Below are 21035 nucleotides of genomic sequence, written 5' to 3'. Positions count from 1 at the left end.
ATATTCGTCATCAGGAGAAGGAAGATCGGCGAGTAGAGCAACTGAACTTGGTATGAAGATATAGGCAGCCCCCTTTGAGCGGTTCACGATTAAAGCCACCGGCTTTGCCGGTGGATATTTACTTTTAACGACATACCGAATTGCGTACAGTATGGGACACTTGGGGTTGGATGCAGATACGTTGAAAAGCGGGCAGAGTAAACCACTCGGCGCTCATACCCTGGGATAGTAGTTGCTCCAGATAGTAATTTGCAGACTGCCATTCTCCGGCGAGGGCGTATACCTGTGTAGCTGTATGTTTTATATAGGTATCTTCCGGAGACTCTCGCAGTAACTCCATAACGAGCGCTACCGAGTCTGCCGTATTTCCAAGGTAAGCCAAAGCCTCTGCGCGATACTGCCGGGCCATAAGATCAGAAGCTTCCTCGGTAAGCTCAATGACCTTATTAAAGTACTCGTGGGCTTTGGTTGTATTACCCTGCATCAAATAAGCTTCTGCCACCTGGCAGAGAATTACTAAACTCTTTGGAGAGTGCTGTAAAAGCTCCTGGTAAGTGCTGAGGGCTTGCGTATACTTACCTTGTAGAAAAAAGATCGTACCAAGATTCGTTTTGGCGCCCCAGGTACGAACATTTTTGGGGATTGCGCTAATCGCCTGTTCAGCAAGGGTTAGGTTTCCGAGTTCTAGTTCAACAGCGCCCAGTACTGCATGGGCAGACCAAAATCCAGGCCATTGACCATTTAGTTCGTGCAAGGTGTTTCTGGCAGAATCATAGTCTGCAGTTGCTAGCTGGTTGATAGCTATCAGATAAAAGTAGTGAGGTGAAGGGCGCAGGTTTGCAGCCAGTTGGGCATAGGCAAGCGCTTCCGAATAGTTGCCCTGTATATATTGAAAGCGGGCAAATTGGGCTAACACATGTGCGGAAGGGTAGCCTCTGGATTGTAGTTTGCTCAGTATGGATTCAAAGCCCTGCCTATCCATTCCAAAGGACTTAATCAGTAGCTTGGCTTCAAGTAGCGGGAGTTCATCCGCGCCCGAACTCTCTGCGCTAGAGAGTATACCAAGTGTCGATGTAAGAATCTTCGAATTATTGTTGATGGCAAAAATATAGGTTGCAATCTCTGCATAAGATCTGTAGAGGTTAGTGTTTTGAGGATACTTTGCAATTAACTCCTCTAATACATCCAAATCAATCTCTTTGATATCTTTTGTATCGTTTATTTTCGATACTGTTTCTAGGTAACGGTTGTAATCCGTTGGTTCCATTTTTATTTCAGTAGTTGGTTTTTTACGGTAACCAGCTGAAAAGAGCGCGATTGCATTATTGCTAATTGTATATTGAGCTTTTTGAGCCTCACTTAATTCGCTTAAGAAGGTAAAGCTTGTTTGCCTTAGAATTTGATTACCCTTTGGATTGATTCTTTGGAGTTCGATATTGCAGCGAAACTCTATACAGTCTAACCGGGCTAGAAGTGTGTCAGTGACTCCTCTACTGTTTAGATCTTGAAGCTGCTCCTCAAGGGTAATATCTATATTTGGAGTATAGCTTACAAGTGCGCTGGACTTTAATTGTGCAGTCGCATTAATGAGAGCTTGACGTACCATCGCTGCGACAAGAGACTCTGCATCTTTTTCCCCCCGCACTAATACTTCACCGTTTAATTGCACGGGTAAAATTGCAATGTATTGCGGCGGCAGCTGCATAAAAGTTTGCCAAGCCCAAAATACCCCCGCACCCAGAATACTGCTTATTGCGGTGAGGAGTGCAGCCATACGTCTGCGCTTTTTACGGGGCTTGACCAGCAGCTGGGTAACGGTTTCTGAGTATTTCTGGGTATCTGCCGTGATACCATGTTTACCCACCAGCTTCAGTGCCTCATAGACCTGATGAACGGAATCTGGGCGCTGCTCGGGGCGTTTGGCCAACAGGCGATCCAGCAGGGCGGCCAGTGGTTGTGGAATCTCTGGCCAGGCTTGCGGGGGGGGAATATGGGGCTTGCTGGTGATTTGCTGGGCAAAGGCGAGCGCACACAGCTCTCCGCGCTCAAACGGTTTTTTGCCGCAAAGCAATTCATAAGCAATGGTGCCCAGGCTGAACAGATCACTGCGGGCATCCATGGGAGCCCCTTTCAACTGCTCCGGGGACATGGCCTGCACACTGCCCGCAATATGGTCTTCGCGGGTCAGCTGCTGGTCACAATCCAGGGCCTTGGCAATACCGAAGTCGGTGATCTTGGCGATACCATCATGGGTGACAAGGATATTCTCGGGTTTGAGGTCACGGTGGATAATCCCCAGGGCGTGGGCCTTGCCCAGCCCCTGGCAGATTTGCATCAACAGATCCAGCTTCTCCCCGAGAGTGGCGGTATGCTCGCGCATCCATTCCTTAAGTGTTACACCTTCTACCAGTTCCATCACCAGGGCAGTACGGGTGCCGTCCTCCAGTACATCGTATAAACGCACAATGTTGGGATGATTGAGCCTTGCGAGCAGTTGCGCTTCGCGACGAAAACGGGTCTCCGCAGAGTCGCCTTTGAGGTCTGAGCGCAGTTGCTTAATGGCTACCATGCGCCCAAGCTTGATGTCTTTCGCCAGGTAGACGACACCCATGCCACCGGCGCCCAGGGTGCCCTCTATGCTGTAACGGCCTTGATAGACCTCTGTTTTCTCCAGCGCGACTACGTCCATTGTACTTTGATCTTTCTGGGTAGACGGGGGATTTTACCCGATGGCTCGGGTTCGTGAAGACCTATATCACATTTCAAAGTGGCATGGTTCACGTTATCTTATTGCTATTGGATTGCTGGCCAGCTTATGGCGCAACCACAGGGGAGAACATAACACAGCTGAGTTGGTACGCAAATCATGAAAATCGATGCAGCTGTCAATGGTCTCAAAGCTGATAGGGCTTTAACTCGAGGATTGGCCAAGCCAATTGGAAGCGAACACTCGGTTGCCATATGGCCAGACCAAACCGTTTCTTTCAGCAGTGCAGTCCATCGTATGGACTTTGAATAGTCCGAACCAAAACGGGTTTGGAAAGTCGTCTTCTCTCGGGTTGTAGAGCGGCACTTCGGTTCAATCCGTTGGCGAAGATAAGCTGCCGCTGTCGAGATTGTGTGTTTCTGATTCACGCACGGGTTCCCCTTCCCAGTCGGTTAACCTTCACTGGGGTTGGGGTCCGTTTTCCTTTCTCCCGGAGACCTTAGTATTGACTTTCTTGAAATTGATACATTTCCGACAAGTGTTTAACCGGTTGAGTACCGTTTTCCATATGATGCTCTGGTTCGTGACCCGGTTTACTGCTCCTCAGAGTCGGTCCTGGCTTCCAATTGGGTACTTTTGTGGATCTCAAACTGGTGGCAGCCCAGGCGAATTTCCCAGGATCGGCGCTCAACAAGGTTTGAGATATCGACCGCATCCGGCAACGATTCGGAAATCTGTTTGCGCGCCCGGAAAATCTGCGTGTTCAGGTGATTGACCGTGATGCCCAACTCGTGCGTGGCAACCTGAATGGAAACCCAACCCTGGGAATCTAGATCCATACCGTTTTGCATATCCTTAAAGCGCGCCCGCGCAAGATAGAGCAGCAGGTAGTTGTGAATGCGCGCCGGAAGTGGCTGTGTCAACTCTTCTTGCTGCAACTGCAGCTGTACATGCTCTTCATGGGAGCTGACTGAGAAGCGCAGATGGAAGTCGGTAATACTCATCTGTTGCAAAGCCAATTCTTTGGTGGCTCCCAGGTTGTCGGCCAAAAACAGCTGCCAACTGTGTAGTCCGCAGTCAATGCGGTCACTGTGGCCAAGCAGGGATTTGTTGCCACCCTCGGCCGAGTTGCCAGTGAACTCATATTGCCACTGCCCGGCAATGGGATTGAAATGCAGGCTTGCCAGAGGTTCGCTGTCATTCGGTAACAGATGGTACTGTTCCAGTAGCTGGGCATCCCCGGTTTGGAGGTCAATTAACAGATTCTCAGGTGCGTCGAGATTCTCGACAATCCAGGTGGGGTTGTTTGCCCGGCCGAAACAGATTTTATCGCCGTGTTGCAGGGGGTAACTCTTGGCGGGGACCAGTTGTTGTTCGTTGAGCCAGGTTCCATTGCGACTGAGATCGCGAATATTCCAATGGGTACCGGTCCATTGAATGGCCGCATGGATACCGGAAATCTCGGCAGAAGTAATACGGGTATCCACGGCGCCCTGGCGGCGACCAATAGTGTGGTGCGCTACAAGATAAACTGGTTGATCTCTTTCTGGGTGTTGTAGGTAAGCCATTTCTTGTGTCCTGTTACCGGAGCCTCCTTGTGGGCAAAACTGCTGTTCTCTCAAAGTCGGGCGCGTACTGAATCCTATTGGGTAAGAGAAATCCTGGGACTATTGAGGTCGTTGCCGCGCTGAGCAATTGCTCAGGATTGCTGTGAGTGAGCAGTCGCTTACAAGTTGTGTACATTGCTCAATATTATTCTGTCATTTATACCCATCTGAAGGGTGAATGCAATGTTTGTGACTACTATCCCGCATTTGAGTTGGCCTTCCACGATATCCTCCGGCGCTTTCCCTGAAATGCTGGCCAACCTGCTCGGGATTTTTTGTTCTTCATGGAATTTCGCAGCACCCGGGTCGAGTGAATAGCCTCGAAAATTGCTTGGTGGTTCTGGGTAGGGTCTTGTTTTGGCCTTTGGACTCCAAGCGAAAATGACGTCGCCGCTGGCTGATTCGCTGTCGGTCGAATTTTTGCGGGAACAAAAATAAAGGGCCCCGCCATATAGCCAAAAGCCCTTCATATTTAGAGTGGAACATCCGAGCCTAGATTCTGATGCCTTCGATATCCAGAATCATCTCCACTTTCTGGGATGCAGGGCCCAGGTTGTAATCGATACCGAAATCTTTCAGCTCGAACTCCGTGGTCCCGCTGAAGCCCTGGCGGTAGCCCCCCCATGGGTCCTTGCCTCCACCAATGTTGCTTACATCAATGGTTATTGGCTTGGTGACACCATGCAGGGTCAGTTCGCCGTTCAGGCGTGCCTCGCCATTTTCCAGGGGTTCGAAGCTGGTGCTTTTGAAGGTGGCGGTTGGGAATTTGGCCGTGTTGAGGAAATCCGTTCCGCGAAGGTGCTTGTCCCGCTCGGCGTGGTTACTGTTCAGGCTGGTCACGTCGATATTGACATTGACCGAGGAATCCTCGGGCTTCTTGTCATCGTAGAAGAAGGAGCCGCTAAAGTCGTCAAAGCGACCATAGAGCCAACTGTAACCCAGGTGCTTGATGCGGAATTGAACAAAAGCGTGAGCGCCTTTGGTATCTATTTTGTACTCTGCAGCATGGGCTGTTGAGCCCAGTAACAGAGCTGCAAATAGAAGTGCGATGGGCTTTTTCATAGCATGGTTTCCTTTCTTGTACTTGTGAGTGTTGTTGGCTTTTGAGCACGATTACTGCTTGATGGAGAACTGGTCGTGGTGCCTAACATCTTGTATAGGGTTGTATCTCGGTTGATAAAATGGTGCTTCAAGGCGGCCAGGGCATGTACCGCGATCAGAACCATCAGGCTCCAGGCGAGTATTTCATGCACGCGGCCGGCAATATCCTCCTGATTTGGGATGTCTTGGACAGTGGGTGGCAGGCTGAACCAGTCAAACACTTCAATTGCCCGCCCATCCGCGGTGGAGATCAGGTACCCCGATAACATGATGCTCAATAATACCAAATAGATAAAGCCGTGGGTGGTCCTCGCAGCCAGGGATTGCCAGCGCGGGATGGTGGGTAAGGGTTGTGGCGTGGGGTTAAAAACACGCCACAGCAGTCGAAATAGGAGCAGGAACAGCATAAGTATGCCGATACTTTTATGGATGTCTGGCGCTTGCTGATACCAGGGGTCATAGTAGGACAATTTGCGCATCCACCACCCGAGCGCAAAGAGACCGATAATGCCCGGGGCCATCAGCCAGTGTAATGTGATGGCGATCCAACCGTAGTGTGTCTGGTGATTCCTGAAGCGCACTGTCTACCTCCAAGGTCTTTGTTTCTGGTGCTTGGTGACTGAAACTAGGGTATCGCCTTTATGGTTTGAGACCAATGCCGGCCTGTGAGTGTGGGGGGGAAGAACCTAATCAAAAGTAAGTGGTTACCTACTTACCGGGGAGGCTTTGATTAATGAGGGCGGGGTTGTGTATGTTGGCGTTTCGCGGCGTGAAGCACTTGTTCACAGGCGCTGCGATCCAGTGAGGGGGAGCGGTTTGCAAGCTGATCTACCAGCCAACTGACAGAGTGTCGCTCCCCATCCAGGGCCAACTGCTCCAAGTGCCAGATAATATCGAGTAATAACTGGTGTTCCAGGCTGCTGTCCGTTTCCTGGGAGGAAAACAGGCGGGGTTCTAGCTGCTCAAGATCACTGCGCTTTAATACCAGCTCCGCCAGGCTCGGGTACCAGCGGCTGCTAAAGGGCTCAGGGCGCTGGTTATGCTCAAAGATAATGCGCAGCCGATTGCCCTTGGCGTCCTCCAGCAGGGGGGTATCCTGCTCGTAGGCGGGTAGGGCCGGGTTGTGACGCAGAATCCCAGCAATGGCACGCCAGTTGCTGCGATTATCAGTGCACAGCCGCAGAGGTTCCACCAACTCCTGAGTTCCAATACGGTCCTGAAAGGTCAATTTTTGTCCGGGACGGTACCAGTAGAGATCGAGGAGTTGCTCCTCGGCAAGATCTGCGAGGTGGGCGCTGGTGAGTGGTTCCTCCGCTAGGGCGCTCAGGTGACTGATGGCCTGCTGGACACTCAGCCACTGTTTTCGATGGAAATGTTTGCCCGCAGTAGTTTCCATGCGCGACTCCTGGTGTGGTATCGCAATCCCTGGAGGCTTGGCCCGGTGAGCTTTCACAACCGGGCCCGGCATTGTGGCGCCAATGGCTTGGCTTTGTGTATGGGGTCGGGAAGTGCAAAAAATGCGCCCGAAACACCCAAGACAGACGCAGCTGTCAAACAAAAGCGGACAGCATGGCTGCATTTGTTGTCAATGGATAGTTTAGCAGCCGAAAAAAACCGGTTGCCCGTATGTAATTAGTTTTGAGATGGCGGACAAGTACTATTGTGCTTGGCGTTAAAAGGGGCTTCATGGGGTGGTAGAAAAGGTACAATGGCGCTTATTGCTCCCATGGGGAAGAAATTATGCAGTTGAAACCCGCTTTTTTTATCTTGGTTGCTGCCGGTTTCTTATCTGTTTTCTCTTTTTCTGCTGAAGTCTTCTCTGCGGCTTGGAGTAGGGCAGACTATATGGTCGAAAAATATCAAGCTGCTATACCAGCCACTCTTGGCCTGTATAGATCACTATGGGAGCAACTCCGGCTGAATCTTAAAATGGACAAGGGGTGAGGGTAGTGACCGGAGGTCAACTATGCCCGGCAAGAGTCGAACCTGGGCGAGCGGTTCCTACTCCGGCGGGTATCACCCGGCATATCTAAGGGTGTTGAGAGCTGCTTCAACACTCTGGGTGCTCGCCGATTGTTCACTGAAAAGAGCTCTGTGCCCAGTAAAGTCAATGTAGAAGTGTAAGATGTTAAATTTTTTCCCCTCTCAGGTGATTTTGGTTTTGGCTTCAAGTCTGTTGGCAGTTGTCACCATTCTCTGTTTCCTTCCTATTTTATTTTTTGTGGTGCTTCGACTACTCCTCCCCTTCTCTGGGTTGCGCAAGTTCTTTTCCTCCATATTTATGGGAATTGCGGGTGCGTGGATTACCCTGAATAAAGGATGGATGAAACTAACCCAGAAAACACAGTGGGATGTAGAAGGGGTGGAAAATCTTGATAAACAAGGCTGGTATCTGGTCACATCAAATCATCAGAGCTGGGCTGACATCTTTGTACTGCAATCTGTCTTCAACCGCAAAATCCCTTTTCTGAAATTCTTTATCAAGCAGGAGCTGATTAGGGTGCCGGTGATGGGGATTTGCTGGTGGGCACTGGATTTCCCCTTTATGAAGCGCTATAGCAAGACCTTCCTGGAGAAACATCCGGAAATGCGGGGTAAGGATCTGGAAGCCACCCGGAAGGCCTGTGAGCACTTCAAGCTTATCCCAACCAGCATTATGAACTTTATGGAAGGAACACGTTTTACCCGCGAAAAACATGATAGGCAGGGTTCGCCATTCAAACATCTGCTAAAGCCCAAGTCTGGTGGTATCGCTTTTGCCATGCAAAGTATGGGAAAACAACTCAACCGTTTACTGAATGTTACCATCGTGTATCCTGATGGCGCTCCGTCCTTTGTGGATTTTCTTGCCGGCAAGATGAAGCGGGTGGTAGTCCGTGTTGAACAGATTCAAATTCCGCAGAGGTTTGTCATTTCAGATTATACCAACGATCAGGTATTCCGCGCTGAATTTAACCGCTGGGTGTATGAACTATGGGAGAAAAAGGATTCTTTGATTGGAAGATTGCTTGCAGATACCGCCAGAGTATAAGCTTTTTTAAATGAGCAGTGTTTTAGGGGGCTTGTTGCCCTTTCCGGCGAATACCTCAGCCAGAGACTACCCCCCTCGAAAATACAAAGCGCCTTAGCGCTATAACCAGGTGGGCAATTGCGAACGTATCTCTTCTGGTTGAAAGTCCACCAGGTTTTTACCTGTCTCACCGGCGACAGTAGCACGGGTTGGTATTCTGAGCGCATCGCGTAAACTACCGACCATGTAGGGTTCTGCCACGATGTACAATTTTTCATAGCGCCCTTCCTGCCTGCCCCGTTCCAGTGTTTTGGCAATCTCCTTGGCAAATTTCTCTCCGCTGCGGCGGTGTATTTCTGCGAAATTGCCCATTGCGTGGCGGCCCTGGCCGTGGCTGTCAAAACTACGCCCAGGAGCATCGCTCTCTTGCTCCCGCCCTGGCAATCGGGATTCCGGGTGCAAAAGATCCACTATTTCATGGAGTTGCCCAGCGCGTTTTTGAGCCTCGAAAATTCGGGCTTGAGACTGGTTGGCCACGAGAATCCATGCTAGTACCATGCCTATTCCCTCGCTGCTTCTATATCCGTATGTTAGTTAGATACTACGCCATCGGCGAAAGAGTATTTGCCAGTCAATGGGAATGCTGTTCAGTGATGGATAAAAAGTAATTAAAGCGCATTTTTTAATGCTGTTTGTGATGGTTATAGCGAGTGCTTCTTCCTCCCGAGTCCTGATGGGTTTTCTAGAATGTACTAAAGGCGCTTGAGACACAGGCTTGGATTCTAGCGTCATGTCTGTGTCTCTTGCCATATGGTGGAAGTAAAGAGGTTGTAATTATGAGTCTGATACCGAGAGGGTCCCTGCTGGATCTGGATAATATGATTGAGCAGATGCTCTATCCTGCACGCGCCATCGGCAGCGAGCGGGAGGGATTTTTTTCACCCCGTATTGATGTGAGTGAGCGGAAGAATATGTATGAGATCAGTGCCGAGCTGCCCGGGGTCGGCAAGGACGATATTAGTGTAACCCTGGAAAATGGTGTTTTGACCCTGGAAGCGGAAGTGCACAGGGAAGTGAAGGAAAAGCAGGACGGACAGATACTTCGCCAGGAACGTCGTTACGGAAAATTCCTGCGCAGTTTCAATCTGGGCGAGGAAGTCCGTGAGAATGATATAGATGCGAACTTTAAGGACGGTATTCTGACCTTGAAAGTCCCGAAACACGAAGGGCAACTTCCCCAGAGAAAGCGTATCGAAGTGCATTGATTCAAAACACTACAAAGGTGGCGGGAGCAGCCCGTCACCTGGAAGCCCGAATCCTCGGGGCAGACGGTGGCAGATGATGAAAGTGAAACAGGCAATGCACCAGGGTGTCACCTGGTGTAGCCCGGATATGCCACTAGAAGAAGTGGCGAAAATCCTGCGTGACGAAGATATTGGCGCCGTACCTATCGGTGAAAATGACAGGCTGGTCGGTATGATAACCGACCGTGATATTGTATGCCGCGGCGTAGTACAGGGGGAAACTTGCTCAACACTCAGCGCCCGCGATGTTATGACCGAGGGTATCGAGTGGTGCTGGGAAGAGGACGAGCTGCTCTCTGCCATGCACAAGATGGAGCAGCAATTGCTGCGCCGAATGCCGGTGCTCAATAGCGAGAAGCGTATGGTGGGCATTTTGAGCCTGGGTGATATCACAGCTGCAATCGCCGCCAAACAAGGTGGTCATTTCGCTTCGGCGGTGTCGGCGCATCACTGAAGGGGGTCTGAGGCCCCTATCTTTAGGATCCCACAGGCCCCATGGTATTCCTTTCCGGGCAGGATGGATAATGGGGCTCTTGCCTCACGGCAAAAAAATCCTCCAGCGCAGATAGGCTGTGAGTGTCCTCTTTTGTCTTCACAATCCCCATGATGCTTCGTACGGCCCCGAGAGTTGGGTGCTCTTCCCTTTACCTTGCGATCAACTGCAGCCTGGCAACATTGGTTGCCGGGTGAGTAACCGTGGCGGCAGGTTATAAAGCCTGGTCAAAAAACACAGTTGTTTTTCATGCTGGAAGTAATGGGATGGCGAAACCCGGGCTGTATTGGGCTTGGCTCGACCTCTCTGTTACCCGAGTGGATTTGGCCTGTTATGATACCGCTCTGTTACTGTTCCTCATCCACTTTGTTATTGCGTCCGCTCGGAGACACACCCTTATAGGTGGGCAGCCAAGCACCTGTAATCTGGTGGCCGATAGAGTAGAGGCTAAATCCCGGAGAAGGATCCATGAAACCCACTTATGAAATCCGCATCGGTACTTTGGCGGGTTTCGATACGCTTGTACCTCAATTGGGTGGTGTACCAGCCGAACTGTTGGCCCGCGCCTCTCTTCCCCCAAAGTGTGTGCGCCGCGCCGAGATACTGATTTCCATCTCTGCATTGGTAGACCTGCTGAATGTGTGTAAGCGGGAGTTGCAGTGTGATGACTTTGGCTTGCGCCTCGCCGAGATGCAGGGTCTGAGAATGCTTGGGATCCTGGGAAAACTACTACTCAGTGGGGGGAATCTGGATACGGCTCTGAGCGCGTGTCATCGCTATATGGTTTTGCACAATCAGGCGGACCACTGGCGACTTTCGGAACAGGGGGAGCGGTTGCGGGCGCAGCGGATCAGCCACTTTTCCGGACTCAATGACACAGATCAGTACAGTGAGTTGGCGGTGGGCGCCGCCTGCAGACTGTTTCGGGAACTGGCAGGCACAGACATCCGTCCTCTACAGGTGCTGTTTCGCCATGCCCCGGTTTCCTCTATGCAGCGCTACCGGGAGTATTTTGAGGCCGAGGTGCTGTTTGCTCAGGAATACGATTGCCTGATTTTTGATGCCGCTTTGTTACGGCGTCCACTCAACGCCCCCGCCCCCCGCCTGATCAACTACTTCGAAAAGTTTACCCATGGACTGATCAAGCAATACAAGGGAGACATCGCCGCGCAGGTGCGCACGCTGATTTTACAGACGCTGGGTGCCAAGCAGCACAGTCTGGCGCAGATTTCCCAATTGATGGACATGCCTGCGCGCACTTTACAGCGACGCTTGAGTGGGTCTGGAACTTCTTTCAGGCAGCTTTTGCAGCAGGCGCGTATGGAGACAGCGCGCTGGCACTTGCGCGCATCCAGTATTGATATCGGTCTGCTCTCTGCAAGTCTGGGCTATACGGATGTCAGCGCTTTTTCCAAAGCCTTTCGCGTCATTCACGGTAGTTCTCCCTTGCAGTGGCGTAAATATCAACGTGAAATAGACTGATTGAGACTCAGCAATGGCTTGTTGCGCCTGGTCTGAGTGCTGGGCCTGTTAGATTGCACCTCTAATCCTGCAGACATATCAGTTACCCATGGCCGGTTTGATGGCAACCGCTGTAAATCCAATACCAATGGAGGCTGTTTATTTTAGGGGTGGCTGCACACCCCCCTTCCACTGCCTTTTTGCCTCGCTCACGGTGAGGGGTTATGCTGAACGCCAGTTTCATCTGACCGGTATCAATAGGGAATGATTTATGGGAACGGACATCATCTACTGCAAAGCGGCTGTGGCCTGGAAAGCGGGTATACCGCTTTCTATCGAGGAAATCGCGGTGATGCCTCCGCAAAGGGACGAAGTTCGCGTCAGGTTGATGGCTACCGGGGTTTGTCACACCGATGCCTTCACACTGTCCGGGGAAGACCCAGAGGGTGTATTTCCTGCAATCCTCGGTCACGAGGGAGCGGGTATTGTCGAGTCGGTAGGTGCGGGTGTTACCGGCTTGCAGGTTGGAGACCATGTGATTCCCCTGTATACGCCTGAGTGTGGGGAGTGCAAGTTTTGCTTGTCTGGAAAAACCAACTTGTGTCAAAAAATTCGCAGCACACAGGGCAAGGGCCTGATGCCGGATGGTACTAGCCGTTTTTCGATTAATGGCCAACCCATTTATCATTATATGGGCACCTCTACTTTCTCCGAGTACACGGTTCTGCCGGAAATTTCCCTGGCCAAAATCAACCCCGAGGCACCCCTTAGGGAAGTGTGCCTGCTCGGTTGCGGCGTTACCACTGGTATGGGTGCTGTGATGAATACCGCAAAAGTTGAATCGGGTTCTACCGTGGCGATTTTCGGCCTTGGAGGCATCGGTCTGTCTGCGGTGATCGGGGCTAAAATGGTCGGAGCTGAGCGTATTATCGGCATTGATGTGAATGAGGATAAATTTTTACTGGCAAAAAAACTGGGCGCTACAGCATGCGTGAATCCAAATAATTATGGACAACCGATCCAGGAGGTGATTGTCGACCTGACCGATGGCGGCGTGGATTACTCCTTTGAGTGTATCGGCAATGTGCAGGTAATGCGCGCTGCTCTGGAATGCTGCCACAAAGGCTGGGGGGAATCAGTCATTATCGGAGTTGCCGGTGCGGGACAGGAAATCAGTACTCGTCCATTCCAACTGGTAACCGGTCGGGTTTGGCGTGGTACGGCGTTTGGTGGCGTGAAGGGTCGTTCGGAATTGCCGGATTATGTGGAGCGCTATCTGGCGGGGGAGTTTCAACTGAATGACTTTATTACCCATACTATGGCGCTGGAAAAAATCAATGATGCTTTCGATTTAATGCGCGAAGGTACCAGCATTCGCAGTGTGATTCACTACGATCAAGCCTGAGTGGAATATGAATATGTCTATCGAACTTGTCAGTAGTACCAAATCTTTTGACGGCCTGCAGCAGCAGTATCGGCACTGGTCTGAAGTTCTGAATTGCCCGATGCAGTTCTCCATCTTCTTGCCACAGAGTGCCGACAGGGAACCTGGACACCGTTATCCGGTACTCTACTGGCTGTCCGGCCTCACTTGTACGGACGCAAACTTCAGCCAGAAAGCTGGTGCCCAGCGTATGGCCGCAGAATTGGGCATTGTTCTGGTGATGCCGGATACCAGCCCGCGGGGGGCGAGCGTCGCTGATGATCCAGAATATGATCTGGGCCAGGGAGCGGGTTTCTATGTCAATGCCACACACGAGCCCTGGAAGCGGCATTACCGAATGTACGATTATATCGTAGAGGAATTGCCGCTATTGATCGAGGCGAATTTTCCCATAAACCAGCGGCGCGCAATCAGCGGGCATTCCATGGGTGGACATGGTGCCCTGGTGATCGGGTTTCGAAACCCCGAGCGTTACACCTCTATCTCGGCTTTCAGCCCGATCTGCAACCCCATGGCATGCCCCTGGGGTGAAAAAGCACTGGGTGCTTATCTGGGAGCGGATACTACCAGCTGGGAGGAGTACGATGCGACAGTACTGGTAGGCCGTGCGGCCAGTCCTCTGCCCCTGTTAATTTCCCAAGGGGAAGAGGATGAATTTCTCAAGCAACAGCTGCGACCCGAAGCTCTGCAACTAGCGGCTGAAGCCTGCGGCTATCCGATTCGACTGGAGCGTCATACGGGCTATGACCACAGCTATTACTTCATCGCCTCGTTTATGGAAGCGCATTTACGCTTTCATGCAGATTTTTTGTTGAGAAATCACCTTGAGAGTACACAATGAACTTTTCCTGGCTTGTCCGGTACGGTACTTTTATTGACCAATTGACCAAAAAATTGAAATTACTGAATCAGTAATAAAGGGCGATTTGTTTAACACTAAAAAGAGTAAGAAACGAGAATCTGCGGTGAATAAACTAATTGTGCAGTGTATAAGAGAGGCTATTCGTTCAATTTTCACTGGATCTGCTGAAGCCCAAGTAAGATCGAGTCACTGCCAATGCTGTTAAGCAGAACCGGTACCTTAAAACTGGGAGCAGCAGGATTGATTGCCAGCTACTCCGGGGATGCTACGCATTCTCTTTTACAGGGGAGTACTTTGTAGAAGCTGGTGCCTTGCTAAGTGATTTGTAGTATTGTTTATCTCTGTCTAATTGGGCTTTCAGAACCTACTGGTTTGGTGCCGGGTGACCTTGTCCGTGTCGCAAGGGACCGCGCCAGCTGGCTAAGCAATCTCGCCCCGTGGCCTACCCGGTCGTTGGGGTATTGATTAATCCCGCTCTCATACTGGCAGTATCAATTCACTGGACAGGCGGGTTGGTAAGTCCTTCAAATAAAGCGTAACCCTATGAAACGAATATTGCTTGCACTGATTGGTATTGTCTTTGCGGGGGTTGGTTTTGCAGAACCACTCACTATAGAGCGGCTGTTCTCTGACCCTGCCTTGAAAGGGTCTGTGCCCCGTGCGCTGGAGTATTCGCCCGATGGTCGTCGCGTGACCTTTTTAAAAGGGCGTGAAGAAGACTACAACCGCTACGATTTGTGGGAGTACAACATTGCCGACCGTCAATCCCGCATCCTGGTGAATTCCGACAGCCTGCACAGTGGCGCTGAGACCCTGTCCGATGAGGAAAAGGCCAGGCGGGAACGGCAGCGGCTCTATGGAAGCGGTATTATGAGATACAGCTGGTCTGAAGATGGCGAGTCTCTGCTGTTTCCCCTTGCCGGAGATATTTACTATTACGAACTCAGAACCGGGTCCGCGCGACGGCTGACCGAAACGAAAGCTTTCGAGACCGATGTGCGTGTTTCTCCCCTGGGGCGACAGGTCTCTTTTATTCGCGAACAGGATATTTTCGTTGTTGACCTGGCAAGTGGTGTAGAACGCCCCTTGACCACCGATGGCGAAGGGCCGATCAAAAATGGCATGGCGGAATTCGTTGCTCAGGAGGAAATGGGTCGTATGACCGGCTACTGGTGGTCCCCGGATGATCGCTATATCGCCTTCCTGCAAGTGGATGAGTCGCCGGTGGATGAAGTAACCCGCAGCGAGATTTATGCAGATCGAATCGATATGATCCGCCAGCGCTATCCGGCTGCGGGCCGCGCCAATGTAAAAATCCGCCTGGGGGTGATAGAAGTAAAGTCCGGCAAAACCCGTTGGATTAACCTTGGTGAAGCACAGGATATTTATATCCCCCGGGTGGAATGGGCGCGGGAGGATTTGCTGAGTTTCCAATGGCAGTCCCGCGATCAGCAGAAACTGGAACTGCGCTTATTCGATCTGAAAAGCGGGACTACCCGCCGCCTGCTGACGGAGTCCAGTGATACCTGGGTTAACCTGAGCGACGATTTGTATTTTCTGGAAGATAGCGATCAATTTATCTGGTCCTCCGAGAGAGATGGATACAGGCATCTCTACCTGTATACCCTGGCGGGCAAGCTGCTTAAGCAGTTAACCTCAGGAGACTGGGTGGTAGATGCGCTGGAAGCTGTAGACGAAAAAACCGGAATGGTTTATTTCACAGGACGTAAGGATACTGTGTTAGAGCGGCATCTCTACGCAGTGCCATTACAGGGCAAGGGGGGTATTCAGCGTTTATCCAAACGCCCAGGTATGCACAGCATTAAGTTTGCTGAGGATGCCTCGGGTTATATCGATACATTCTCAAGCGTAGATATCCCCCCCCAGGTTAGTCTGCACCGAACCGGTGGCGAGCGGATTACCTGGTTGGAGGAAAATGCGGTTGTCAAAGGGCATCCTTTACATCCATACAGGAACGACTGGATCACTCCTGAGTTCGGCAGTATCCAGGCACCCCAAGGGCATCAACTGCATTATCGCCTTTACAAGCCCGCGGACTTTGACGCGGGTAAACGTTACCCGGTTGTGATTTATGTGTATGGCGGCCCCCATGCGCAGGTAGTGAGTAACAGCTGGGATAGGGAGTTTAATCAATATATGGCCCAGCAGGGTTATATTGTGTTTTCCTTGGACAACCGCGGCTCTGCCAATCGAGGTACCGCCTTTGAAAATCCCATATTCAGGAATATGGGCGGCCCCGAGGTGGAAGACCAGATGACCGGAGTAAGGTTTCTGCGCTCGCTGCCCTTTGTGGATAGGAGCAATATTGGCATTTATGGCCACAGCTATGGCGGCTATATGGCCTTAATGAGCCTGTTTAAAGCAGGAAATATTTTAAAAGCGGGGGTTTCCGGTGCGCCGGTGACAGACTGGTCCCTCTACGATACCCATTACACGGAGCGCTATATGGGCAATCCGGATTCTGACGGGGATGCCTACCGGGCCTCTTCGGTTTTCCCCTATGTGGAGGGTTTGCAAGGGGACCTGCTGATCTACCACGGTATGGCGGATGACAATGTGCTGTTCACCAATACCACGCGGCTGATCAAGCAATTGCAGGATAATGGTCAGCAGTTTGAGTTGATGACCTATCCGGGTAAAAAGCACAGTTTACGTGGTAAAAAGACTCGAATTCACCAGTATACTATGATCAAGGATTTCTTTGATCGCCACCTTAGAAGTGGTAGCTGAGTTCTGTTTACCGACAGCCAGAGATTTTCTGGGGACCTCAAAATATTGGTGCAACCCTGTGAAAACCCCGCTGCTTTAATTGTGTGTGCCTGCCTTTGGCAGGCCGCCCTGCCCAGGCAATCGGTTTTGATACCGGATTGATCGTACTCAATAAAAAAATCGGGCGCGAACGCCCGTTTTTTTTCCCGGAAGTTTTTTCGAACCCAACAAATTTTCCCACCACCGCAAATTTATCCCGGCTGGGCTCATGCAAAGCCTTCTAATCACGTACCGTCTTGATCGAAACGATCCAGATTCATGACCTTGGTCCAGGCACTCACAAAATCCTTAACGAACTTTTCCTGGGCATCATTGGAGGCATACACCTCGGCGACAGCTCTCAACTCGGAGTTTGAGCCAAAGATCAGGTCTACGGAGGTTGCGCGCCACCTGGCTTTGCCGGTCTTGCGGTCATTTCCCTCATAGATCCCTTTCGATTTCTCTGATTTTGACCACTCAGTGGACATATCCAGCAGGTTGACGAAAAAATCGTTGGTTAAAGTCCCGGGACGATCAGTAAAGACACCATAGGGTGTTTGCTTGGTATTGGCGTTGAGGGTGCGCATGCCACCGATAAGCACTGTCATTTCGGGCACGCTCAGGGTGAGGAGGCTTGCGCGGTCCACCAGCAATTCTGTCGGGGTTCTGCCGTTACCCGCACCGAAATAATTGCGGAAACCATCGGCGCTTGGTTCGAGCATGGCCATGGACTTTACGTCTGTCTGTTGTTGGGATGCGTCTGCCCGACCCGCTGTAAAGGGCACCGGAACCTGATGTCCGCCTTCCTCCGCGGCTTTTTCCACGGCTGCCGATCCACCAAGGACGATGATATCGGCGAGGGATACCTTTTTTCCACCGGATTGCGCATCATTAAAATCCTGTTGGATCTCTTCCAGCTTTGCCAGTACCTTGGCCAGTTCATCGGGGTCATTAACTGGCCAGTCCTTTTGTGGTGCCAGGCGAATACGCGCCCCATTTGCTCCACCGCGCAGGTCCGAGCCGCGAAAGGTGGCGGCTGAGCCCCAGGCGGTTCTCACCAGTTCCGGTATGGTCAGTTCCGAATCGAGGATCTTGGATTTAAGCTGGGCAATATCTTCGTCATTGATGAGTGGGTGGTCCACTTTGGGTACCGGGTCCTGCCAAATAAGATCCTCGTCCGGCACTTCAATGCCGAGATACCGTGCGCGGGGGCCCATATCGCGGTGGGTCAATTTGAACCAGGCTCTGGCAAAGGCGCGCTGAAACTCTTCCGGGTTGTTTTGGAAGCGCTTGGCGATTTTTTTGTAACTCGGGTCCAGCTTCAGCGACAGGTCTGTTGTAAACATCATGGGCGGATGGCGCTTTTTTTTATCGAAAGCATCCGGTACCAGATTGGCTGCACTGGGGTCGTCGGGCATCCACTGAATCGCTCCCGCAGGGCTTTTTGTTTTTACCCAGTTGAAGTTGAACAGGTTGTTCAGATATTGCTGGCTCCAGTTAATTGGCGCGGCCGACCATACACCTTCCAGGCCGGCGGTCATAGTGTCATCCGCATTGCCTTTACCACATTTGTTTTTCCAACCGAATCCCTGCTGCTCTATGGGTGCGGCTGCGGGCTCGGGGCCCAGGCAATCTGCCTTGACTGCGCCATGGGCCTTGCCGAAGGTATGACCACCGGCGATCAGTGCTACTGTTTCCTCATCGTTCATGGCCATACGGCCGAAAGTTTCGCGGATATCCTTGGCGGCAGCGATCGGGTCTGGATTGCCATTGGGGCCTTCGGGGTTCACGTAAATCAGGCCCATCTGCACGGCCGACAGAGGCTTTTCCAGTTCGCGATCCCCCGTGTAGCGCTCGTCCGCAAGCCAGGTGGTTTCTGGGCCCCAGTAGACCAGGTCCGGCTCCCAATCATCTTCCCGACCACCGGCAAACCCGAAAGTCTTGAAGCCCATGGATTCCAGGGAGACATTGCCGGTGAGGATCATCAGGTCGCCCCAGGACAGTTTGCGGCCGTATTTTTGCTTGACCGGCCAGAGGAGTCGCCGCGCCTTATCCAGGCTGGCATTATCCGGCCAGCTGTTGAGGGGCTCGAATCGCTGCTGCGCACCGCGGGCGCCACCGCGACCGTCTCCGATTCGGTAGGTACCTGCGCTGTGCCAGGCCATGCGGATCATAAATGGACCGTAGTGGCCGAAATCGGCCGGCCACCAGTCCTGGGAAGTCTTTAACAGCACCTCGATATCATTCTTTACCGCTTTGAGGTCGAGGGTCTTGAATGCCTCAGCATAATCAAATTCATCGCCCATGGGGTTGGATTTAGGGGAGTGCTGGCGCAGGGGTCTGAGATCGAGTTGATCGGGCCACCAAAACAGGTTTGACTTTGGTTGTCCCTGAACGGGACCTTCACGGGTTACGGGAGCAGTCACAACTTCCTCCTCAGTGGCAGCGAAGCTTGCTGGCGCCAGTATGAATAGATTGATTAATAAAACGACATAAAGGGAATTTATTTTTATTAACACCGGAATCATCTCCATCAAAAAAGAAATGCAGACCTCAGCTCTTTACTATATAAGGTTTTTCTGTTGTTGTTGAAATAAATAATCTGCTGGGTATTTTTTACTATTGTAGACTTGTCGGATTTTTCATTTCCGCAAGGGCTTCAGCTTCCAGCTCAGGGGTTGCCCGGACTCTTTGAAAACCCAGTTAACCACTACCACTGCAGAGACAAATCCATCCGCAAAGGGTTCGATCATAGTGGCGTCTCTAATGTGCTCGAGCTAACAGGGGTGGCTATGTCAATTGAGTGAAATATTTCCTGGCAGGATTGTAATACCCGGCAAGTAGGAAAAGACTGGAACTATTCGTGCAGGGTGTTGGCGCTAAAGCTTTCAAGCGTTTCCAGAGTCTTGGAAAAAACAGCTAATTGCGGCCGTTCACTGCGCCAGTCAAAATCCTCGTGCCGGAAGTCCAGGTAGGAAAGTGCAGAGCCAAGACTGATATGAAGCAGGCTGAGTGCGTTGGGGAACTGGGCAACTTTGGATTCGAAAAAATTCAGGGTGCGATCAATTGCGCGATTATAGCGTTGCCACCAAAAATCCGAGACCAGCCCCTCTCGCTCGCGTATTTTTTCCACCTGCCGTAGTACCAGTACCTCCATAAGTCCGGAGCTGGCGCTACAAAATGTTTTCAGGTCCCAGTCCTCGTCCAGGGCCTTGCTTAAACGGCCGTCGCCCAGCTGTTTGTCCAGATAGGCGCAGATGACTTCGCTGTCCATGATGGTGGTTCCATTGTCCAGGCTCAGACAGGGTACCTTGCCGAGAGGATTGCTGGAGGTTAACTCTTCGCGATTGTGAAATGGGTGGGCAAAGTGTTCTGTGACACAAGACTGTAGCTTGTGTTCATGGATGACGATACGGACGTTGCGGGCAAAAGGTGAGGAATAAGTCAAATAGAGTTGCATAGCGCTACCCACCTGGTCTGATTGTCCTTCCCGCTGAGTGTGCAAAATGGTGCAGGCAATGTCCAGAAAATAGTCTGCGCTAATCTAGTGATGCGTAATAGTGCCAATGATACGGTTATACAGATGTTGTTTGAGGTAAGCTCGCTGCTTTTTGAGACTGGCATAGTGATCGTCGTCAGTGCCGATGCCGCTTTCCTGAAGACCTCGAATCTGTTTGTCCAATCTTCGGTAAAGGTCGTTTTCCAGTTTGAATTTCACGTCTTCGGTTAGCAGTTGCCTGATAATATCGGCATACTCGGGAAAATCCAGCAAAAGTTCGTGTGAGGCTATGGACATAAGAGAACCTCCACTTGGCTCGGTTAGAGTTGTACTGCCTATTCTAGTTTAGGTCTGTGCAGTCACAAACTGCCTGTTCCCGAAGAATATGGCAAAGAACCGACTCTCAATGAGGTCCGCCATGACTTGGTTGGCAGTCTCCGTTGCAATACTGGGCTACTGTGTAAACTTATGTGTGTCTCAAGGGCCTGCGCGGTGGTGATTCGGCAGTCAGTTTGGACTCGGAGCCGAGAGCTTGCTCTAGGGATAGTGTGGATAGGAAACAGGCTGTAGATTGATGAGGGCAATGGATTGAGCCTGATGGGCAATAAAATAATTGGGGTGCAAATAGAAAACTGTGTAAACAGCACCGCTAAACTGGGTGCGTGAAGACATAGGGTGATATAAGGTGTAGTAGTTCAGATTTGATCTGACAGTTACCGGTTTTTCTGACGGTGGTCTGTCAGGTCAGGTTCAGTTCACGAACTTTTCCATCCAGATC

Annotated in this window: 17 protein-coding genes; 8 read left to right on the top strand and 9 right to left on the bottom strand. The window is 51.3% G+C overall.

The genetic code is table 11. From position 1 onward, the window contains the following. Positions 1 to 124: 124 nt before the first annotated feature. From Q1A48_RS18135 to Q1A48_RS18115, 5 genes are all read right to left on the bottom strand, one after another. Positions 125 to 2689, bottom strand: coding sequence for a serine/threonine-protein kinase (locus Q1A48_RS18135; protein ID WP_299947740.1), 2565 nt, complete (start codon positions 2687 to 2689; stop codon positions 125 to 127). A 611-nt stretch (positions 2690 to 3300) separates the two neighbouring features. Then, a complete protein-coding gene (locus tag Q1A48_RS18130) occupies positions 3301 to 4275 on the bottom strand; it encodes an FHA domain-containing protein (RefSeq protein ID WP_299947738.1) in 975 nt (324 codons plus the stop codon). 531 nt (positions 4276 to 4806) lie between these two features. Beyond that, positions 4807 to 5376, bottom strand: a complete 570-nt coding sequence (locus Q1A48_RS18125; RefSeq protein WP_299947736.1) for a YceI family protein — start codon at positions 5374 to 5376, stop codon at positions 4807 to 4809. Beyond that, positions 5373 to 5996, bottom strand: coding sequence for a cytochrome b (locus Q1A48_RS18120; RefSeq protein ID WP_299947734.1), 624 nt, complete (start codon positions 5994 to 5996; stop codon positions 5373 to 5375). Before Q1A48_RS18120 ends, Q1A48_RS18125 begins: the two co-directional genes overlap by 4 nt. 149 nt (positions 5997 to 6145) lie before the next feature. Further along, positions 6146 to 6811: a hypothetical protein gene (locus Q1A48_RS18115; RefSeq protein WP_299947732.1), complete on the bottom strand. Its 666-nt coding sequence runs from the start codon at positions 6809 to 6811 to the stop codon at positions 6146 to 6148. Positions 6812 to 7155: 344 nt separating this feature from the next. Here Q1A48_RS18115 and Q1A48_RS18110 point away from each other — a divergent pair, with 344 nt between their 5' ends. Both Q1A48_RS18110 and Q1A48_RS18105 read left to right on the top strand, forming a co-directional pair. Further along, positions 7156 to 7359, top strand: coding sequence for a hypothetical protein (locus Q1A48_RS18110; RefSeq protein ID WP_299947730.1), 204 nt, complete (start codon positions 7156 to 7158; stop codon positions 7357 to 7359). A gap of 181 nt (positions 7360 to 7540) precedes the next feature. Beyond that, a complete protein-coding gene (locus tag Q1A48_RS18105) occupies positions 7541 to 8446 on the top strand; it encodes an acyltransferase (RefSeq protein WP_299947728.1) in 906 nt (301 codons plus the stop codon). Between the two features lie 99 nt (positions 8447 to 8545). Here Q1A48_RS18105 and Q1A48_RS18100 read toward each other — a convergent pair whose 3' ends face one another. Then, positions 8546 to 8983 carry a host attachment protein gene (locus Q1A48_RS18100; RefSeq protein ID WP_299947726.1) on the bottom strand — a complete coding sequence of 146 codons (438 nt, stop codon included), beginning with the start codon at positions 8981 to 8983 and terminating at the stop codon, positions 8546 to 8548. 278 nt (positions 8984 to 9261) lie between these two features. Between Q1A48_RS18100 and Q1A48_RS18095 the strand changes: the two genes are divergently transcribed. The 6 genes from Q1A48_RS18095 (at position 9262) to Q1A48_RS18070 (ending at position 16740) form a co-directional block, all read left to right on the top strand. Continuing rightward, complete coding sequence (locus Q1A48_RS18095) at positions 9262 to 9690, top strand: Hsp20/alpha crystallin family protein (RefSeq protein WP_299947724.1); 429 nt, start codon at positions 9262 to 9264, stop codon at positions 9688 to 9690. A gap of 73 nt (positions 9691 to 9763) precedes the next feature. Then, a complete protein-coding gene (locus Q1A48_RS18090; protein WP_299947722.1) occupies positions 9764 to 10183 on the top strand; it encodes a CBS domain-containing protein in 420 nt (139 codons plus the stop codon). Positions 10184 to 10690: 507 nt separating this feature from the next. Then, positions 10691 to 11704, top strand: coding sequence for an AraC family transcriptional regulator (locus Q1A48_RS18085; RefSeq protein ID WP_299947720.1), 1014 nt, complete (start codon positions 10691 to 10693; stop codon positions 11702 to 11704). Positions 11705 to 11966: 262 nt separating this feature from the next. Then, positions 11967 to 13088, top strand: a complete 1122-nt coding sequence (locus Q1A48_RS18080; RefSeq protein ID WP_299947744.1) for an S-(hydroxymethyl)glutathione dehydrogenase/class III alcohol dehydrogenase — start codon at positions 11967 to 11969, stop codon at positions 13086 to 13088. A gap of 13 nt (positions 13089 to 13101) precedes the next feature. Continuing rightward, positions 13102 to 13968: an S-formylglutathione hydrolase gene (gene fghA / locus Q1A48_RS18075; RefSeq protein WP_366523439.1), complete on the top strand. Its 867-nt coding sequence runs from the start codon at positions 13102 to 13104 to the stop codon at positions 13966 to 13968. 564 nt (positions 13969 to 14532) lie between these two features. Next, positions 14533 to 16740, top strand: coding sequence for a DPP IV N-terminal domain-containing protein (locus Q1A48_RS18070; RefSeq protein ID WP_299947719.1), 2208 nt, complete (start codon positions 14533 to 14535; stop codon positions 16738 to 16740). Between the two features lie 263 nt (positions 16741 to 17003). On the opposite strand, the gene katG is transcribed toward Q1A48_RS18070, so the two are convergent. The 3 genes from katG to Q1A48_RS18055 form a co-directional block, all read right to left on the bottom strand. Then, entirely contained in the window at positions 17004 to 19184 is a 2181-nt protein-coding gene (gene katG / locus Q1A48_RS18065; RefSeq protein WP_299947717.1) for a catalase/peroxidase HPI, read from the bottom strand. Positions 19185 to 19615: 431 nt separating this feature from the next. Then, positions 19616 to 20218, bottom strand: a complete 603-nt coding sequence (locus Q1A48_RS18060) for a glutathione S-transferase N-terminal domain-containing protein (protein ID WP_299947716.1) — start codon at positions 20216 to 20218, stop codon at positions 19616 to 19618. 84 nt (positions 20219 to 20302) lie between these two features. After that, positions 20303 to 20554: a DUF465 domain-containing protein gene (locus Q1A48_RS18055; RefSeq protein ID WP_299947714.1), complete on the bottom strand. Its 252-nt coding sequence runs from the start codon at positions 20552 to 20554 to the stop codon at positions 20303 to 20305. Positions 20555 to 21035 lie beyond the last annotated feature (481 nt).

The sequence above is a fragment of the uncultured Microbulbifer sp. genome, assembly GCF_947489355.1.
Taxonomy (GTDB): Bacteria; Pseudomonadota; Gammaproteobacteria; order Pseudomonadales; family Cellvibrionaceae; genus Microbulbifer.
The sequence above is the reverse complement of the archived record's forward strand: the minus strand, read 5'-3'. Positions and strand labels throughout refer to the sequence as shown.